This is a genomic window from Aquibacillus albus, assembly GCF_016908325.1.
GTDB lineage: Bacteria > Bacillota > Bacilli > Bacillales > Amphibacillaceae > Aquibacillus_A > Aquibacillus_A albus.
On sequence record NZ_JAFBDR010000012.1, the window covers coordinates 1 to 18,581 of the forward strand.

General features: G+C 35.6%; 16 protein-coding genes and 1 pseudogene. 15 read left to right on the forward strand and 2 right to left on the reverse strand.

Features of this window, described 5'->3' with window-relative positions:
* The first annotated feature begins 505 nt into the window (after window positions 1–505).
* The 7 genes from JOC48_RS11445 (at window position 506) to JOC48_RS11475 (ending at window position 6,887) form a co-directional block, all read left to right on the forward strand.
* On the forward strand, window positions 506–1,426 hold the full coding sequence (locus tag JOC48_RS11445; RefSeq protein WP_204499822.1) for a LysR family transcriptional regulator: 921 nt from the start codon (window positions 506–508) through the stop codon (window positions 1,424–1,426).
* A 99-nt stretch (window positions 1,427–1,525) separates the two neighbouring features.
* A complete protein-coding gene (locus JOC48_RS11450; RefSeq protein ID WP_204499823.1) occupies window positions 1,526–2,584 on the forward strand; it encodes a homocysteine S-methyltransferase family protein in 1,059 nt (352 codons plus the stop codon).
* 388 nt (window positions 2,585–2,972) lie between these two features.
* Window positions 2,973–4,094 carry an IS200/IS605 family element RNA-guided endonuclease TnpB gene (gene tnpB / locus JOC48_RS11455; protein WP_204499825.1) on the forward strand — a complete coding sequence of 374 codons (1,122 nt, stop codon included), beginning with the start codon at window positions 2,973–2,975 and terminating at the stop codon, window positions 4,092–4,094.
* Between the two features lie 240 nt (window positions 4,095–4,334).
* Window positions 4,335–5,453: an SMP-30/gluconolactonase/LRE family protein gene (locus JOC48_RS11460; protein WP_204499826.1), complete on the forward strand. Its 1,119-nt coding sequence runs from the start codon at window positions 4,335–4,337 to the stop codon at window positions 5,451–5,453.
* A 219-nt stretch (window positions 5,454–5,672) separates the two neighbouring features.
* Complete coding sequence (locus JOC48_RS11465; protein WP_204499827.1) at window positions 5,673–6,074, forward strand: nucleotidyltransferase substrate binding protein; 402 nt, start codon at window positions 5,673–5,675, stop codon at window positions 6,072–6,074.
* A 46-nt stretch (window positions 6,075–6,120) separates the two neighbouring features.
* On the forward strand, window positions 6,121–6,399 hold the full coding sequence (locus JOC48_RS11470; RefSeq protein WP_239584327.1) for a nucleotidyltransferase family protein: 279 nt from the start codon (window positions 6,121–6,123) through the stop codon (window positions 6,397–6,399).
* A gap of 254 nt (window positions 6,400–6,653) precedes the next feature.
* Window positions 6,654–6,887 carry a DUF2316 family protein gene (locus JOC48_RS11475; RefSeq protein WP_204499830.1) on the forward strand — a complete coding sequence of 78 codons (234 nt, stop codon included), beginning with the start codon at window positions 6,654–6,656 and terminating at the stop codon, window positions 6,885–6,887.
* A gap of 134 nt (window positions 6,888–7,021) precedes the next feature.
* On the opposite strand, the gene JOC48_RS21275 is transcribed toward JOC48_RS11475, so the two are convergent.
* Together JOC48_RS21275 and JOC48_RS11480 are read right to left on the reverse strand one after the other, a co-directional pair.
* Entirely contained in the window at window positions 7,022–7,144 is a 123-nt protein-coding gene (locus tag JOC48_RS21275; protein WP_239584328.1) for a DUF6254 family protein, read from the reverse strand.
* 47 nt (window positions 7,145–7,191) lie between these two features.
* The gene (locus JOC48_RS11480) at window positions 7,192–7,359 is read right to left on the reverse strand and encodes a hypothetical protein (protein WP_204499831.1); all 168 of its coding nucleotides are present in this window, start codon (window positions 7,357–7,359) and stop codon (window positions 7,192–7,194) included.
* 421 nt (window positions 7,360–7,780) lie between these two features.
* On the opposite strand from JOC48_RS11480, the gene JOC48_RS11485 reads away from it, so the two are divergent.
* From JOC48_RS11485 to lacZ, 8 genes and pseudogenes are all read left to right on the forward strand, one after another.
* A complete protein-coding gene (locus JOC48_RS11485; protein ID WP_204499833.1) occupies window positions 7,781–8,821 on the forward strand; it encodes a LacI family DNA-binding transcriptional regulator in 1,041 nt (346 codons plus the stop codon).
* A gap of 125 nt (window positions 8,822–8,946) precedes the next feature.
* Window positions 8,947–9,309: pseudogene (locus JOC48_RS11490) on the forward strand (glycoside hydrolase); the annotation flags it as partial.
* Between the two features lie 176 nt (window positions 9,310–9,485).
* Complete coding sequence (locus tag JOC48_RS11495; protein ID WP_204499834.1) at window positions 9,486–10,943, forward strand: ABC transporter substrate-binding protein; 1,458 nt, start codon at window positions 9,486–9,488, stop codon at window positions 10,941–10,943.
* A 109-nt stretch (window positions 10,944–11,052) separates the two neighbouring features.
* Complete coding sequence (locus JOC48_RS11500) at window positions 11,053–12,063, forward strand: carbohydrate ABC transporter permease (RefSeq protein ID WP_204499835.1); 1,011 nt, start codon at window positions 11,053–11,055, stop codon at window positions 12,061–12,063.
* Window positions 12,060–12,890, forward strand: a complete 831-nt coding sequence (locus JOC48_RS11505) for a carbohydrate ABC transporter permease (RefSeq protein ID WP_204499837.1) — start codon at window positions 12,060–12,062, stop codon at window positions 12,888–12,890. Before JOC48_RS11500 ends, JOC48_RS11505 begins: the two co-directional genes overlap by 4 nt.
* Before the next feature lie 142 nt (window positions 12,891–13,032).
* A complete protein-coding gene (locus JOC48_RS11510; protein ID WP_204499839.1) occupies window positions 13,033–13,647 on the forward strand; it encodes a YesL family protein in 615 nt (204 codons plus the stop codon).
* 202 nt (window positions 13,648–13,849) lie between these two features.
* Complete coding sequence (locus JOC48_RS11515) at window positions 13,850–15,463, forward strand: glycoside hydrolase (RefSeq protein WP_239584329.1); 1,614 nt, start codon at window positions 13,850–13,852, stop codon at window positions 15,461–15,463.
* A 48-nt stretch (window positions 15,464–15,511) separates the two neighbouring features.
* Window positions 15,512–18,571 (forward strand): beta-galactosidase, LacZ type, encoded by a 3,060-nt coding sequence (lacZ, locus tag JOC48_RS11520; RefSeq protein ID WP_204499841.1) that lies wholly within the window; start codon window positions 15,512–15,514, stop codon window positions 18,569–18,571.
* The last annotated feature ends 10 nt before the right edge of the window (window positions 18,572–18,581 follow it).

The following is an 18,581-nucleotide window of genomic DNA, read 5'->3' on the forward strand; positions in this document are numbered from 1 at the left end:
AAAGCTATCGTATGAAGACCCGCGAATCTATATTTGAGGAACAAACTGTACAAAATTAATTAGCAAAAAGTGTTCAATTTTACTTGACGGTCACACCTCTATCTGCACCTGTAATATAAGCAGTTTTTTTCATAACTCTCCTCCTCGTTTTATCTAGGATCGAAAACCCTTCCACCATTCTTTAATTCTATATTCCTTCTCAATATCCTTGCTAAATAGTTAAGAAAGTTTGACTTTTTAGGAAATGGTAGCATCATCCATAGATATATGGAAAATATTGTTAAATATGCAATGGATACTTATGAATATTTCACTCCAATAGAACCAGCTTCTCGGACATTTTAAGCCACAGTTACGGCGATTATCGGATCCTAGTAGATCTGGACTATTATTCGCGCTACCACTGATTTTCCTTTTGTCCGTGTAGTTGAGCTAATACAGGAAATTCCTCCCAAACTATCTATGCTACAATAAAACTATGTATGGAAGTGAGGAGGAAGAGTAGTTGACATTGCAACAATTAAAATATGTAATCGAAGTGGCAAGGAATCGATCGATTAGTAAAGCAGCACAGCGATTGTTTATTAGTCAACCGAGTCTATCCAATGCAATCAAAGAATTGGAGAATGAACTGGGGATTACAATTTTTTCACGTACGAATAAGGGAATTGTGATTACTCCTGAGGGTTCGGAGTTTTTAGGTTACGCAAGACAGGTGATGGAACAGACAGACTTGCTTGAAAATCGCTATTCCAATACGACTCAATCACCACAGCAGCACTTCTCTGTTTCTGCACAACATTATGCTTTTGCGGTTAGTGCATTTGTAAAATTGTTAAAAGACTATAATCGTGATGAATATGAATTTACGTTACGAGAAACAAGGACGTATGAAATCATTGATGATGTAAAAAACCTTCGTAGTGAAATTGGTATTTTATACTTGAATGATTTCAATAGACAGGTGATTTGTAAGTTTCTAAGAGAGGGAAATTTAACGTTTCATGAACTATTTGAAGCGAAGCCACACGTGTTTATTAGCTCGACCAATCCGCTTGCGATTCAGGAGTATGTGACCTTAGCTGATTTGGATCCTTATCCGTATCTATCTTTTGAACAAGGGGACTATAATTCGTTTTATTTTTCGGAGGAGATACTCAGCACGATTTCGAGGCCCAAAAATATTCGTGTTAGTGACCGGGCTACTTTATTTAATTTACTGATCGGGTTGAATGGATACACGATTTCAACAGGGGTAATTTGTTATGATATCAACGATGATGATATTGTGGCGGTTCCACTAAAGATGGATGAGCGCATTGCGGTTGGCTATATTACACATAAAAATGTCACAAATAGCCCACTAGCTACGATTTATATTAACTACTTAAAAGAAACAATTGCTGATGAATTAGCTTTGCTATAGTTTAAAGCTATGGCAAACGATAGACTTTAGGTGTTATGCTATATGATTATTCCAATGCTACACTATCCTTAATTCAAAGACAAAAAGGGAGAGGGTTAGATGGTAGTGGGGAAAAGAAGTTTAGAACAAAGGTTAAATGAAGGTACTGTCATTGTAGGTGAAGGGTATTTGTTTGAAATGGAACGAAGAGGATATTTACAAGCAGGGTCTTTTGTACCAGAAGTAGCTTTGGAACACCCGGAGGTTTTAAAACAAACATATCGAGATTACATGAATGCTGGTTCAGATGTTGTTTTAGCTTTCACCTATAATGCCCACCGTGAAAAAATGAGAATTATAGGTAAAGAAGATTTACTTGAGCCATTAAATCGAAGTGCGATCCGTTTGGCAAAGGAAGTAGCAAAAGAACATCCGATAGAGGAAGCATTAGTGGCAGGAAACATTTCAAATACGAACATTTTTGACCCTGAAGATCCTGAATCTAAGGAAAAAGTAAGAAGTATTTTTGCGGAGATGGTAAAGTGGTGTAAAGAAGAAGGTGTAGATTTTATCAATGCTGAAACCCTTTATTACCACGAAGAGGCTGTTATTGCATTAGAAGAAATTCAAAAACAAGACTTGCCAGCAGTTGTTACATTAGGGCTGATGGGCGAAAATATATTGCGAGACGGTTATACGGTAGAAGAATCCTGTAAAATTCTCTCAGAAAAAGGCGCGCTAGTTGTTGGAATGAACTGTTTCCGTGGCCCAGATACGATGCAGCCATACCTAAAAAGAATTAGAGAAGAGGTAGAAGGTTTTGTCGGTGGATTACCAATTCCATATCGAACGTCAGAAGAATACCCAACATTCTTCAACTTACCTGATGGAGGATGCAGTTGTACCTTACCGACTGAAACAACTTTCCCAACATCGTTAGATCCTCTGTACCATAATCGATATGAATTAGCGGATTGGGCGAAAGAAGCACAAAACATTGGTGTTAATTATATTGGTCTTTGCTGTGGAGCATCACCTGCTATGCTGAGGGCAGTAGCAGAAGCAACAGGAATCAAAACAATTAACTCGAAATATTCACCAGATATGGAGAAGCATTTCTTATTTGGGAAAGATGAAACATTAAAGAATCATAATCTAAAGTACCGTGCAAAAGCATAAGCAATAGTAGGGAATCTAAAGGGAAATGTTCCAAACACTGTTTTAAGAAAAAAGGTGTACAAAAAAATACGGGATGTCACTGTGACATAAGTTTAGTTGTCTTATTTACTGAGGATTCTTTAGATTTATATTTAAATGCAATTGAATAGTACTAAATGGTCGGTTTATCATTACAGGCGAGAATACCCCATCCTCAAGGAGTGAGAAGGGCGCTAGCCCAATGAGTAAGTGGGGATGAATCGCCTTCGGACAAGGGATAGCTTTAGCTATCTCCATTGTCCGACTGTTTAACTCGGTTCCTAGTCCTAAGTCAATTTTAATTAAATCGAACAAATGTTTGTGTTTTGTAAACTGTATTGTATAATGAATAGAGAGGGAGGTGAATGTATTGCTTGTCCATAGGGCTTATAAATTCAGAATCTATCCTAACAAAGTTCAAACAAAATTAATCAACCGAACCATTGGTTGTTCTCGGTTTGTATTCAATCACTTTTTGGAACAATGGAGAACTACCTATCTAAAAACTGGAAAAGGTATGACCTACAAAACGTGTTCTTCCCAATTAACCCATCTCAAGAAAGAATTGGATTGGTTAAAAGAAGTGGATAGCATTGCCCTTCAAACCTCACTTAAAAACCTTTCCAATTCGTATGCTCGATTCTTCAGAAAACAGTCTAAAGCCCCGCGTTTCAAGTCCAAAAAAAACAAGATCCAATCCTACACCACAAAATACACGAACGATAATATCGCGATTGTTGCGAACAAAATCAAACTACCAAAACTCGGACTTGTTTCATTTTCTAAAAGTCGCGAAGTGGATGGTCGGATTATCCATGCTACGATTAGACGTCATCCAAGTGGTAAATTCTTTGTATCTATCCTTGTTGAAACAGATATAGATCCATTACCCAAAACAAACTTATCTGTTGGTATAGATGTCGGATTGAAAGACTTCGCCGTTCTTTCCAACGGAAGCATCTACAAGAACCCAAGGTTTTTTAGCACCTTAGAAAAGAAACTTGTAAAAGCGCAAGCGACATTGGCAAGACGTAAGAAAGGTTCTTCTAACTGGCATAAACAACGAATCAAAATTGCACGAATTCACGAAAAAATAACCAATATAAGAAAGGATTACTTGCATAAAATTTCTTTCCATATTGTCAAAAACCACGACATTATTGGTATAGAAGATTTGCAAGTATCGAATTTGTTAAAGAATCATAAATTAGCAAAAGCCATTAGTGACGCGAGTTGGTCCATGTTTCGTATCATGCTAGCGTATAAGGCAAAATGGTATGGAAAACAGGTTGTCATGGTCTCTAAAAACTTTCCTTCAAGCCAACTTTGCTCTTGTTGCGGCTATCAAAATAAAGATATGAAGAATCTTGCGTTACGTGAGTGGGATTGTCCATCTTGTGGTACACACCACGACAGGGATATGAACGCAAGCATAAATATTAAAAAGGAAGCAATAAGAATTCTAACCGTAGGTCCTACGGGGTTAGCCTAATCAAAACCGACTGTTGGGTTGGTGTTCTTAGGAATCTCCCACTTCAAACAGACCGTAAGGTCGTTAAGTGGCGAGAGGGTTCAATTGAAACGCTTGGATTACCAAACGTTTTTATTCATCCAACTAATATATAGTATATATTGCTGCTCGCCCCTTCCAATCCCTCATCAATAAATTTCGGGCAGTCACTGTTACATAAGAAAGGAAAAAATTATGATTCTTAAGAAGAAAGGTTATTTAATGATAGTTCTAAGTCTATTAGTTATACTCACACTTTATTTAACGTTATTGCCCATATCGATTCATCCTCCTTCTTGGGATGCTCCACAATCGGAAGGGTATACAGGTCCTCATAAAATTAATAGTAGGTTAGCAGAGATGGAATTTTTTGAACTAGATAGTTACAGTCAACCAGAGTATATGGTGTATCGGGATAATTGGTTGTACGCTGCGATGCATGAAGGAGAAATTATTCGAGTTCGTCCTGATGGATCAGAAAGTGAAGCTGTAGTAAATACAGGTGGACGTCCGCTTGGATTTGATTTCGATTCCGAGGGAGCACTTATCATTGCCGATCCTTTGTATGGAGATCATGGTGGATTGCTACGAGTGACCAACTTTGATGGGGGAGCAGAGATAGAGCTTCTAACAGATTCCGCTGATGGAAATCCAATCTATTTTGCAGACGCTGTTGTAGTAGCAAAAAACGGCTTAATTTATTTTTCGGATGCCTCATCAGCGGTGAAGGCAAAGAAAATCGGTGATGTTGGAAAAGCTGGTGAACTAGACATATTAGCGAATAGCAGTACGGGAAGGGTATTGGAGTACAATCCGAAAACAAAACAGACACGAGTATTAATGAATGACTTAAGTTTTGCAAATGGAATTGCTTTAAGCGAAGATGAACAGCATTTATTGATAAATGAAACAGGGAAATATCGTGTTTGGAAACTAGATGTAACTTCAGAAAATATCAGTGCATTCAACCAGAGTACATCTGCACAAATAATAATTGATAATTTACCAGGTCTACCTGATAATATCATGCAAGGGAGTGATGGAAGGTACTGGATTGGTTTAGTCTATCCTAGAAACGACTTTTTAGACTATAGTGCAAACAAACCATGGTTTCGTTCAATAGCGATGCGCTTACCATCTTTTCTATTGCCTAAAGGTAATGAATATTCTCATGTCATAGCGATTAATAAGTCAGGAGATGTTTTAGCTGATTTACAAGATTCAGGCAGTCCATATACAGTAATAACTGGAGCAACTGAGTCTGAAGATAAGTTGTTTTTCCATCATTTAAATAATACGAACACAATTGGTTGGATTAGGAAAGAAGATATAGGGTTTTGACTGGTTGACCATAAATTTAACGGGGGTGTGCATACTGATCCTTATTTTCATAAAGCAAATAATTTATTGAGATAGTTTAAACGACTAATTTCGGGCAGTAACTGTGGCATAAGTTTTAGTCAGGGTAACTAAATATGATGTATAATAGGATAAAAGGTTTATCATACACACCAACATAACTGTTCTCACATAAAGTTCAATAAAAGTAGGAGTGAAAACATGGACCAAATGAAGGATATTCGTTGGAAGCAAAGATTTGAGAACTTTGAGAAATCTTTCAAGCTCCTAGACAAATACTCGAAAGAACCAATATCAACTGAATTAGAAAGAGCAGGTATTATACAATTTTTTGAGACAACCTTTGAATTAGCGTGGAAGGTATTAAAGGATTATTTGAAGGCAGAGGGCTATGTTGCTAAAAGTCCTAGAGAATCCATTAAACAAGCGTTCCAGGCTGAGATAATTGAAGATGGCCACCGTTGGATGGATGCATTATCTAAAAGGAACTGGACGAGCTATACTTATGATGAAGAACTAGCAGAAAAGTTAGTCAATGAAATACGAGAACAATTTTTGCTTTTACTTAAATATTTATATGATAAATTAATAAAGGAAAGATAGTATGTTTGGATTAATTGAAAGTGATATAAGTTATATTAAAATTGCTATGGGCAAATTTAGTGAAATTGAATCTGGGATTATTTTTGGAAGTCGGGCGATGGGTAATTACAAAAGGGGTTCTGATATAGATATTGCAATAACTGGAAAAGGAATTACTTCAAAAACATTATACATGTTATCTGATTTATTAAACGAGGAGTACCCTTTACCGTACTTTTTTGATATTATTCATTATGAGTCAATATCTAATGAGAATCTAAAAGATCATATTGATAAAGAAGGTAAAATAATTTATGAAGCTAACCCAATCAAGTACGGATATTAGTAGCTAGAGCACCCAATGCGAATAAAGTTATTGTGTGTATGAACTGGTATATGGTCCACCGGTATCTAGTCTAAGCACCCAAAAATTAAATATTATTATCGGAAAAACAAGACAGGGGATACAACCTTGTCTTTTTTTATGTAATTAACAATGGTGAGACGGATTATTTTCAGGATAATACATTTAAAAACTACTCGGTAGTAAGAAATAGATATTTGGGAAAAATGAAAAAGAATGAACTTGGAGGTGAAAATATGAGTTTAAATCGTGAACAACGAAAGCATGTGGGGAAAGAATTAAGAGACAACTTCGAGCTTTCTGGATTAACACCGGAAGTTATTCAAGCTGACCTTGCTTTCAGTCATGAACAGTTCGAAGAGACGATAAAACTTGGTCCTACTTCTGATGAAGAAGCAGTATCGCGGCTGCGTAATTATTTGGAGGAGAAATTAAAAGAACAAGGCAAGGAACCTTCATCTTATTCTTAAAAAGAATACCTACTTTGATATGATTAAGTTTAAAACCGTAGGAATGGTTATTATCATTTCCTACGGTTTTTGTTTGATCATGGGTGGTTTTTCATTTCATTGTCTCAGACAGAAAAGCCTTTTCTTTTCCTCTGCTACTTTCCCGTTCTTTTCGCTTCTTCAGATAGCTGCTCAAACGACTTTACTTTTCCATGTGGGTCTTGTGATCTTTTTCTTGTTTCCCATTGTCTTTCACGTTGGCTTTTAGATTTAGACATCGTCATTCATACTCCTTTTTTGTTAGAAAATTGAAAGGATATGGTGATCATTTAGTGCTTCTAAGCTCTCTCTTCTTTTTCGCCTTTTCTTTGTGTGCACGATTTGCAGCGGCACTACCACTAATCTCATTAGAGAATTCAGAATCTGTCTTGCTAGAGTCAAACCCTTGTAAATTCTTTTGTTGAGGGTCATTTTTCTTAGTTCGTTTAGCCATCTAAAATCCTCCTTTTCCCGATTTAGTATCTAACTTACGGAAAGAAATATGTGTGAAAAGTCATTGAATTTGTGTTGGTTTTTGGAAAAGGTTAGTTTTTTTATTAGGGGGGTGCGTATCATAACCTGTGATTTGTCATAATATGTCGATAGTACTATCGACATAAGCAGTTTTATCACACTTCTGAAAAGGCTTTAACTGGAGATTTCTCAATGTCGGAACTAAACGTCACTGAGGCAAGCTTCCCAAAACATAGTTAAACTTAATAATGCTTTAATTTAAGTAAAACTCTGTTTTGATTGGTTAATCAACAAAATAAATTTATTTAAAAAAGTTTACTTGACTTTGTGTTGCTTTTGCTATAAGGTAATAGTAACCGGTTACATCGAGTGGAACAAACTAGAAAGAGTAGGTTTTTTCAATGAAAAAAAAGTCAATAACCATATATGATATTGCAAGAGAAGCCAAGGTTTCATCTGCAACAGTTTCAAGAGTTTTAGCAGGAAATTATCCTGTGAAAGAGGAAACAAGAAAAAGAGTTGCAAGCATTATTGATAAATATGGCTTTCAGCCTAATGCTGTAGCTAGAAGTTTAACAAAGAGGGAAACAAGGATGATTGGATTTGTTTTGCCCGATATAACTAATCCTTTTTTTTCTCAAGTATTTATTGAAGTAGAGAAATATGCATTAACAAAAGGGTATGCGTTATTACTATGTAATTCTATGAACGATAGTGAGATGGAATCTAAGCACTTAAAATTACTAGCAGAACGCCAAGTAGAAGGTATCATCATAATGGGTGGAAGGATAAATAAATCAGCTCCTGATAGGGTTGAGGTAAATGAACTATCCGAAATAATGAATAGTTTACCTGTGTTAATGATTAATGGAAAAATAGAGGGACTTGATTGTTACAGTATTAGAACTGATGAGGCGAAAGGTATCGAATTAATTATTAATTATTTAGTTAGTATAGGTCACGAAAAAATTGCACTACTTGGTGGAATAGAAGGTATTACAACTACTGACATTAAAGTGGAAGCTTATAAAAGTTTAATTTCAAGACACCATTTACCATTCGTACCAGGTTGGCAAATCTACAGTGGTTTTGATATTTCAAGTGGTGAACAAGCTATGGACAAATTGCTTAGAAATAATAAACAGGATTTACCGACCGCAGTAATAGGAATAAATGACATGGTTGTTATAGGTGCTTTAAGGGAATGTGGAAGAAGAAAAATTGATTTAAATGAGTTTTCATTTGTTGGTTTTGATAATACCAATTTAGCTGAAATTTCTAATCCCCAATTGACAACTGTAAGTCATCAGTATAGTGAAATTGGAAGGAAGGCAGTAGACTTACTTTTGAATTCTAAGAATGAAAAACATAAAAATAAAGATGTAGAAATTAATCCAAAATTGGAGATAAGAGATTCTTGTTACGAGATGATAGGAAATTAATTTGCAACTTTTAGTAACCGGTTACTATGAGGTGGATTAAATGAATACTAATATAATGAAAGATTATTTTTTTAGATTAGTAGTAACCGGTTACTACTAATGATTGGTTAAGGGTATTAAAAGAAGTTTTTAATAAAGGAGTTAAATATTTTGTAGCATTTGCCAACAGTCCTAAGTGGGATTGGAAACGAGAGAAGGGGCAAGAAGGTTGCCATTATACTCCAGAGCAATGCGTGAAATTATTAAAGGTATTACATAGTAAAATGAAAGAAAATTCTATCACAGAATATAAAATATCAGCTGTTGAAGCTGGAGAATGGAAAACGGCCCAAAACTATATTGATCTTATCTATAGTGATAGCGCTTTAATGTATGCGCTTACGAATTTTGATGTTCATTCCTATTGGTCTGAACAGGAAGATAAAGTGAATCTAACAGAATATATGGAAATCTGTTTAACTAAACCAAATATAGTTGCAAGTGTATAAATAGTTATTTGGAACATTTATTGATAGACATGTAAAAACAAAAATGTTTGCGCTTACAAAATTACAACTTTCAACTTAGATTTTTATCAAAAGATTTAAGGAGGTGGTGTACTATACAAAACAGTTCGTAAGTTAATTTTATTTACTTTCTAAATTATATAATGGGGGTAGTGATGATGAAAAAATTATGTTGGTTATTTCTTACTTTATTGTTGGCAATATTAGTACTCGGTGCTTGTAGCTCTGATGATAGTCAAAGCAGTGGTAGTAGTGATAGCGGCAATAATGATGGTAGTGAAGACGAAGATGTTGTTACTTTAACGTTTTGGAATAGATATCCAGAACTAAGAGGTGGATTTGCAAATTTAATTGAACAATTTGAAGCAGAACACCCAGGTATTAAGATCGAAAGTCAGGAAGCACCAGAGCCTGAAACGCAATTACGTACTGCGCTTTCTGAAAATAATTTACCAGATATGTGGACTAATATAGTAGAACTATCAGAATTAGTGGAAGTAGATGCAGTTAAGAACTTGGATGAAATTTTTACTGATGAAGTGAAAGCTCAGTTCGTAGATGGTACATGGTTTGAAAATGGGACAACTGCAGATGGTTCTGTTTACGGATTCCCACTTGCATCACCAAGAAGTAAAGCATTTATCATGTATTATAATAAAGACGTTTTTGACATGTTGGGATTAACGGAAGCTGATATTCCAACTACATGGGAAGAGTTCAGAGAAGTAGGTCAAAGAATTATTGATGAATCAAATGGAGCTATTTACCCTACGGTATGGAACAATGCGAATTGGGCTAATGAACAAATGGCTGCGATGATGGGTTCAGCAATTACACCAGAAGTACCATGGCAAGAAAACTATAAAACAGGTGAACCACAAGTACTTACAGAAGGTAAAATTGAAACTGCAAAATTCTTAAAAGAATTATTAGATGAAGGACTAATGGCACCACAAAGTATAGAAATTGGCCTTGGTGAAGCAGAAGCAACATTTGCGGTTGGTCAAGCTGCATTCTATTGGAGTGGTGATTGGGTAGGAAGACAATTTCATGTTGTACAAGAATTTGATAACTGGGGAGTAGCTCCAATGCCAACGAAAGATGGTAACCCATACTACTACCGTGCTGGGTCAGAAGCGACTAGTATCCAAGTAAGTAATCACACAGAACATTGGGAAGAAGTCAAAACATTCCTAGAGTATTCACTAGAACATCTTCATGAAACTGTATATGTAGACACTGGTGCTGGTTTGCCAGCGAAGAAAGATGTTGGTGGAGAGCCGCCATTCGAGCAATATTTTGATATTTTAGAGCTTGAAAATGAATTATCAATTCCTGTACCAAAGCCAGAAGAATTTAACCCAGCTGTTGTTGAATTCAACAGAGACTGGAGAGGTAAGTTAGAAGTTGGCGGTATTGGTGACGCTATTGTAGGTTACTTAACTGGGAATATTGATGATCTTGAAGGGGAAATAGGAAAAATAGATCAAGCAATGAAGGATGCATTCTACGAAACGTTAGAAGAAAACCCAGATGTATCTCAAGACGATTATATTTACCCTAACTGGGTACCTTTCGAACCATATACAGTAGATATGTACGATGAACTAAGATAATACAAAGCTTTTATTAGGGTGCAAAATGAATTACTATAGCTTAGATTTATCTAAGCTATAGTAATTGTATCCTTTTCTGCGAGAAAAAGTTAGAAAGGGTGAAAGTGCTTTGGCTAAAAATATGGAAATAGAACAAAAAACAGAAGTGAATAGCAGGCCAAAAGTAAAGTCAAGACTGAGGACACACAAAAAGAAAAAAGCTATTTGGGCATATATTTTTCTTGCACCACAAATTATTATCTTCTTTGTTTTCTCCTTATACCCAATTATCATGAGTTATGTTTACTCGTTTTATAATTGGACTGGAATTGGACCATTAGATGAATTTGTAGGATTTGAAAATTATGCACAATTACTCAGTCAACCACGATTTTGGAACTCAGCATTAGTTTCTATCTACTATATTGTAGGAACAACTGTACTTGGTGTTGGTGTTGCGTTAATTCTAGCGATTATTCTTAATGATCAAAAGCTGAAGGGGAAAGGACTTTACCGAACGATTTACTTCCTACCAGTTGTAACAACGACGGCGATTGTCGGTATTATTATGGGGAGTATTTTTGGTATCAATGGTTTTGTAAACCAATTGCTTTTAACCTTTAATATAGTTGATCGACCAATTCCGTGGTTAACCAATGGACCCCTTGCAATAATCATCCTTATTGTGATTGGTTCTTGGAAAGGGCTTGGTATTAACATGATTTATTGGCTAGCAGGTTTGCAATCCATACCTAATGAGCTATATGAATCTGCACAATTAGATGGAGCAGGTTTTTGGAGAACGTTAAGACATATCACGTTGCCACTATTAAAACCAATAGCTGCTGTTATTATCCTTTTGTCATTAGTGAGTGGTATTAATGCCTTTGATTTAGTTAAGACATTAACAGGTGGTGGCCCGAACTTTGCAACAGAAACAATGGATCTATTTATTTATAATTTCGCTTTTTCTGCACAACTTGGTGGCGGTCAAGTACGAATGGGTTATGCCTCTGCCGCAGGTGTATTATTAGGTCTATTCACATTTGTGATCAGTATGGTGTTCGGTGCTGCGTCATTTACGAAGGAAATAGCAAAAATTAGAGGAGATAAAAAGAAAAAAGGTGGTGTAAAAGCATGATTTCAACAAAATCAGCACGCCTTATCGTACACGTATTTTTAATAGCTCTTGGAATTGTTTGGATTTATCCTTTCGTTTGGATGGTATTTTCTTCATTAAAATCAAATAAAGAATTCCTAATAAGTGGTACCTCACTTATTCCAGAAGATCCACAGTGGGAAAATTATGCAAATGCTTGGACTACAGCAAACTTTCAAGGCTATTTTATAAATACAGTAATTTTCACAGTTGCAACTGTTATAATTGTCATTGTTTTATCTTCATTGACAGGTTATGCTTTGGGTCGAATCGATTTTCCAGGTAGAAAAACGATTATGATTATTGTAGTTGCTATTATGTTTATTCCAAAAGGTTACACGATTATCCCATTATTTAAATTAGTTAATCAGTTGGGATTAGCTGACTCTATCGTTGGTATTATTGTTGCTGAATCGTCAGGTGCACACGTCTTGTTTATATTAATGTTTGCATCATTCTTTGCTAACCTTCCTAATTCCATTGAGGAAGCAGCTGAAATTGATGGAGCAGGTTTTTTAACTGTATTTACAAGAGTAATGCTACCGTTAAGCATGCCTATTGTCGCAACAACTGCGATCATGCAATTTATCTGGACTTGGAGCTCTTTCCTAGTACCATTAGTATTGACCATTAATAAGCCAGAACTAAGAACATTAGCGGTTGGTATGCAAAACTTTGTTCAAACATATTCTGTTGACTTCTCGGGTATGGCTGCAGGTGCAACAATTTCCTTAATACCAGTAATGATTATCTTTATTATCATGCAAAGGTACTTTATCGAAGGTGTAGCTGGAGCTGTTAAAAGTTAATTTATTCATGTATTTAAAAATAAAAGATACTGAATTAAAAAGAAGCTAATCCCACAGAATTCGTCCATTTACTGTGGGATATCTTCCTTATTAATAATAGATGAAGGGTTTGATAAAAGTGAACTCGAGTTTTTCTGAATTTATGTACAAAGCCTCAGAATGGGTAATGAGATTAGCTTATTTAAATTTACTGTGGCTCCTATTTACGGTAATAGGAGTTGGTATCATTGGTTTCTTTCCGGCTACAGTAGCAATGTTTACTATTGTTCGGCATTGGATTATAGGTAATACAGATATTCCAATTTTAAAAACATATTGGCAATCGTTTAAAGGCAGTCTCGTAAAGGCAAATTTACTCGGGTTTATAAGTGTGATTGGCGGAGTAGTACTGTATTTAGATTACACATTCATAAAAGATATAAACGGTACTCTTGGCATGGTCGCGTTCCTTTTATTTTTAACCACTTCCTTTTATTATTTGATGATTGTGTTTTTTGTGATACCCGTATATGTACATTATGACATTAAACTATTTGAATGCCTGAAGTATGCATTTATCATTGGAGCTTCTTACCCGTTACGAACGATATATATTACAGTTGCTTCTTTTGTTATCTATTATTTAACAGCTTCATTTCCAGTTTTGTTTTTATTTTTCTCTGGTAGTTTACTAAGCTTACTTATTATGCGGTTTGCATATGTAGCATTTGAAAAAATAGAATTGAAAAACAATAATAAATTGGCAAAAGCTGCTTGAGATAGCGTAATACTTACACCAATGCTTCCGTTCGTAGCTTAGCTGCTAAAAGAAACTGGTAAGTCATCCATGTTATCAGTTTTTTTTTGAGAAGATAGTAACCGGTTACCATTATGGGAGTTACACTTTTTGAATATTAAAAATGAAGTCTATGATTAATGTTTTGAAATAAGTTCAAAACATGGAGAGGGGGAATTGGTGTTTGACTAAAAAAATTTTAATGTTATCAATATTTCTAGTTGTTGTGGTGGTGTTCGTGTATTTAATAGATATGTCTTCTTCAAATAGAGCTCAAAAGGAATTATTAGATGATTCAACAGAAATTTTTATTAATGGGTCAGAACGTTATCAAGTAATTGACGGATTTGGTGCATCTGGAGCATGGTCAATGGACCCAATTGGTTCTGAGTGGTCAGAACCAAACAAAAATAAAATTGCTGATTTACTCTTTTCCCGAGAGAAAGGGATAGGATTATCTGTTTGGAGGTTTAATATTGGAGCTGGTAGTGATAAAACGGATCAATTAATCATTAAGAACCCGTGGAGAAGTGTAGAGAGTTTCAAAGAAAATGAAGAAGCTGAGTATGACTGGTCAAAGCAAGCGGGTCAACAGTGGTTTTTAAATGCAGCAAAGGAAAGAGGAGTAGAAAATTTTGTTGCTTTTGTAAATAGTCCGCCAGTTTGGATGACAAAAAATGGGCACGCCCAACCTGACAGCCAAGTAGGTACAACCAATTTAAAACCGGAGTATGTCGATGACTTTGCAATATTTCTAGCGGATGTACTAGAGCATTTTAAAAATAAAGGAATTGATTTTAAATACGTAAGTCCGATTAATGAACCAACATGGGATTGGAACCTCGCAGGACAAGAAGGAAATCGCTATAGCATAGAAGATATAAAAGCGGTTGTTCATGCATTATATCAGGAAATTCAAGCCAGGAACTTAAATACAGAAATTGATGTCATTGAAGGCGTCGAGTATTTGGCAATGCTTGATGATGAAAAGTATGCTGAATTTGTGGGAACGGAAAGCAACTATACAAGTGGCGTATCTGATGGTAGATATGGGGGAAAGTATCGTGAATATATTAAAGAGTTATTAGGTGATAGCGAAATAAAAGAAAAAATAGGAAATAAAATTAGTTCTCATGCTTATTGGTCTGATCAAATGGAGGATAGTGCTGGCAATGACCGATTAATAAGATTAAGAGAATTGTTACATGACAATATAAATCAATATAGCTCAGACGCTAAGTTTTGGATGACAGAATACTGTGTGCTTGGCGCTGATGGACATGGACGCGATTTAGGGATGGATACGGCACTAAGGGTTGCAAGAATCATTCATTATGACCTTACTAAAGCGAATGCATCATCATGGCAATGGTGGACTGCTGTGTCTAAAGAAGATTATAAGGATGGGTTAATTTATACAGATTACTTATCCCATGGTAACGAAGAAAGTATTATAGAATCTAAGCTTTTATGGTCATTCGGGAATTATAGTAGATTTATTCGACCAGGAGCATACAGGGTTCAGTTAAATGGTGCCGATAATAAACTCGGATTAATGGGTTCTGCATATATTGATGAAGAAAGGAAACAGCTCACTACAGTATTTGTTAATCATGGTGAAGAAGAAGAATTAATCAACTTTTCATTTGATAGCTTGCCAAAAGGAAAAGAAATTCAAAAGCTTGTTCCTTATGTTACATCTGAGGAGAATGACTTAGTTGAAGGTGATGCTATTTCAGCATCTGATGTATACTCAGTTCCTGCTAAATCAGTTGTAACATTTGTAGGTGAATTTTAATGAACTTCAAAATACATTGAAATTACTATAGAAAGGATAGTGGATAACATGGAAACACTTAGTACAAAAACGAAACCTAGTATCGATTGGCTCACGGATGTAAGTATGTATGCAGTTAACAGGATTCCTGCACATTCTGATCATAAGTATTTTGAAACAATGGAAGAAGCAAGCAGTGGTGTACCTATGCGGATGAGACATAGTTTAAATGGAAATTGGAAATTTAATTACGCAATTAATCCTAAAAGTAGACCACAGGAATTTTATAGATCCGATTTTGATTCTTCATCTTGGGGAGATATAACAGTACCTGGTCACATTCAACTGCAGGGTTACGGAAAACCACAATATGTTAATACGATGTATCCATGGGATGGCCATAATGATATCCGTCCACCAGAAATCCCGGATAATCATAATCCTGTTGGTAGCTATATAAAGTCTTTTTATATTCCTGAAAATATGCAAGATAAGCCATTATATATTTCTTTCCAAGGTGTGGAAACAGCTTTTTATGTATGGTTAAATGGTGAATTCATTGGATATAGTGAGGATTCATTTACACCAGCCGACTTTGATCTTACTCCTTATGTAACGAATGGAGATAACAAGTTAGCAGTAGAGGTGTATCAGCGTAGCACAGGGAGTTGGCTGGAAGATCAAGATTTTTGGAGATTTTCTGGTATTTTTCGAGACGTTTATCTTTACACTGTCCCTAAAATTCATGTCAATGATTTGCATGTCCAAACGGATTTAGATTTTTCCTATCAACTAGGAACACTTAAGGTAGATTTGAGTTTTTTATCTGAAGTACCTAGTGGAACAAAGATAATTGCATTGTTAAAGGATAAAAATGGTGATTTGGTTGTGTCTCAGAAAAGTGATCCTATTCAAAAGGAAGCTAAAGTTACACTTGAAGTAGATACGCCTCATCTATGGAGTGCCGAAGACCCTTACTTATACCAATTATATGTTCAAATCTTTGATTCATCAGGAAATCTAGTAGAGGTTATCCCACAAAATGTAGGCTTTAGAAAATTTGAATTGATTAATAATATTATGTGTATAAACGGAGAACGAATTATTTTTAAAGGTGTTAATCGTCACGAATTTAATTGTAATAGTGGTCGAGCTGTTACAAAGGAAGACATGTTATGGGATATCAAGACGCTTAAGCAAAATAATATTAATGCAGTTCGCACATCTCATTATCCTAATCAAACATACTGGTATGAGCTGTGTGATGAGCATGGTATATATGTAATGGATGAAATGAATTTAGAGACGCATGGTTCGTGGCAAAAAATGGGTGCGGTTGAACCATCATGGAACATACCTGGTAATAAGAAAGAATGGGAAGATATTGTCATGGATAGGGCAATATCCATGTATGAAAGAGACAAAAACCATCCTTCAATCATTATATGGTCTTGTGGAAATGAGTCCTATGCTGGGGAAGTTATTCTAAATGTTTCCAAGTACTTTAAAACGGTCGACCCTAGTAGACTTGTTCACTATGAAGGGGTTTTTCATAATCGAGGATATAATGATACAAGTGATATGGAAAGTCGGATGTATGCCAAACCTGCTGATATTGAAAAGTATCTGATGGATAACCCTGAAAAGCCTTTTATAACCTGTGAGTATATGCATGCAATGGGAAATTCATTAGGAGGTATGTATAAATATACGGAGCTTGAAGATAAGTATCCGATGTATCAAGGTGGGTTTATATGGGATTACATCGATCAAGCTGTTGTGAAAAAGGATCGTTATGGGAATGAATTTCTGGCGTACGGTGGTGATTTTGGAGATCGCCCGGCAGATTATAGTTTTTGCGGAAACGGTATCGTTTTTGCAAATCGTGAGACAACTCCTAAAATGCAGGAAGTAAAATTCCTATATCAGAACGTGGAACTTTCTCCAGATCAGGATGGAGTCACGATAAAAAATGATAATCTCTTTATACATTTAGAAAATTATTATTTGGAATATCTGCTATTTTTCGAAGGGAAAGAATTATACCGTAACAAACTTTTTGTGGATGTTGGACCACAGAACAAAAGACGAATTGAGTTTGAATGGCCAGGAAACATAAGAAGTAATTCTGGTGAATATTGTATTGAAGTTTCATTGAAATTGAAGGAATCTACTTTATGGGCTGATGCTGGTTATGAAGTTGCTTTTGGTCAATATGTCTTTGAGGAAATGAATAGTGCGGTCAAAGATAACTTACCTAAGGCTTGTGGTAAACTAAAGGTTGTTGAAGGCGATGTTAACATTGGAGTTCATGGCAATGATTTTACAATAATGTTCTCTAAACAAGTTGGTAGCCTTATTTCTATCAATTATGCAGGAAATGAAATGATTGAAAATCCTCCTGTACCATTATTTTGGAGAGCGACCACGGATAATGACAAGGGTTATGGCCAAAGTTACCATTCAGGCTGTTGGTTAACAGCAAGTCTTGCTAGAAGATGTGTATCGACAGTGGTAGAGAGGGATAGTGACCATATCAATGTAACGTTTACGTATAAGCTACCCATTCATGATGATATAGATGTTACGGTTGCTTATACCGTATATCTTGATGGAAGTATTCGAGTAAAATCAAGTTATCAAGGTGCAGAGAATTTACCACAAATGCCAATCTTTGCACTTTCATTTAAAGCCCCGGCAGACTACAACGAGTTAGAATGGTATGCGATGGGTCCGGAAGAAAATTATTTAGATCGAGCAATGGGTGCAAAGTTAGGTATATTTAAAAATAAAGTTTCAAACAATTTATCCAGGTACATTATGCCGCAAGAGTCAGGGAATAGGACTGGAGTGCGCTGGGTAAGACTAACAAACCAAACAGGACAGGGGATAAAAATAGCATCAACGAATGAAGCACTTGAATGCAACTTTTCTCCTTATACCGCGTTTGAACTTGAAAATGCGCAACATCACTATGAATTACCTAATGTGCATTACACTGTAGTAACGGTTGCCGGTAAACAAATGGGTGTAGGTGGAGATGATAGTTGGGGTGCACCAGTTCATGATGAACACCTTATAGAGGCAAATAAAGATATGGAATTTGAGTTTTTTATAAGTAAAATTTAATACAGAAGGA

Bases quoted from the DNA above. Each gene is read 5' to 3' on its own strand.
- JOC48_RS11495 (WP_204499834.1), top strand. From the start codon at position 9,486: ATGAAAAAATTATGTTGGTTATTTCTTACTTTATTGTTGGCAATATTA.
- JOC48_RS11505 (WP_204499837.1), top strand. From the start codon at position 12,060: ATGATTTCAACAAAATCAGCACGCCTTATCGTACACGTATTTTTAATA.
- JOC48_RS11480 (WP_204499831.1), bottom strand. From the start codon at position 7,359: ATGGCTAAACGAACTAAGAAAAATGACCCTCAACAAAAGAATTTACAA.
- lacZ (WP_204499841.1), top strand. From the start codon at position 15,512: ATGGAAACACTTAGTACAAAAACGAAACCTAGTATCGATTGGCTCACG.
- JOC48_RS21275 (WP_239584328.1), bottom strand. From the start codon at position 7,144: ATGTCTAAATCTAAAAGCCAACGTGAAAGACAATGGGAAACAAGAAAA.
- JOC48_RS11510 (WP_204499839.1), top strand. From the start codon at position 13,033: ATGTACAAAGCCTCAGAATGGGTAATGAGATTAGCTTATTTAAATTTA.
- JOC48_RS11460 (WP_204499826.1), top strand. From the start codon at position 4,335: ATGATAGTTCTAAGTCTATTAGTTATACTCACACTTTATTTAACGTTA.
- JOC48_RS11450 (WP_204499823.1), top strand. From the start codon at position 1,526: ATGGTAGTGGGGAAAAGAAGTTTAGAACAAAGGTTAAATGAAGGTACT.
- JOC48_RS11475 (WP_204499830.1), top strand. From the start codon at position 6,654: ATGAGTTTAAATCGTGAACAACGAAAGCATGTGGGGAAAGAATTAAGA.
- JOC48_RS11465 (WP_204499827.1), top strand. From the start codon at position 5,673: ATGGACCAAATGAAGGATATTCGTTGGAAGCAAAGATTTGAGAACTTT.
- JOC48_RS11485 (WP_204499833.1), top strand. From the start codon at position 7,781: ATGAAAAAAAAGTCAATAACCATATATGATATTGCAAGAGAAGCCAAG.
- JOC48_RS11470 (WP_239584327.1), top strand. From the start codon at position 6,121: ATGGGCAAATTTAGTGAAATTGAATCTGGGATTATTTTTGGAAGTCGG.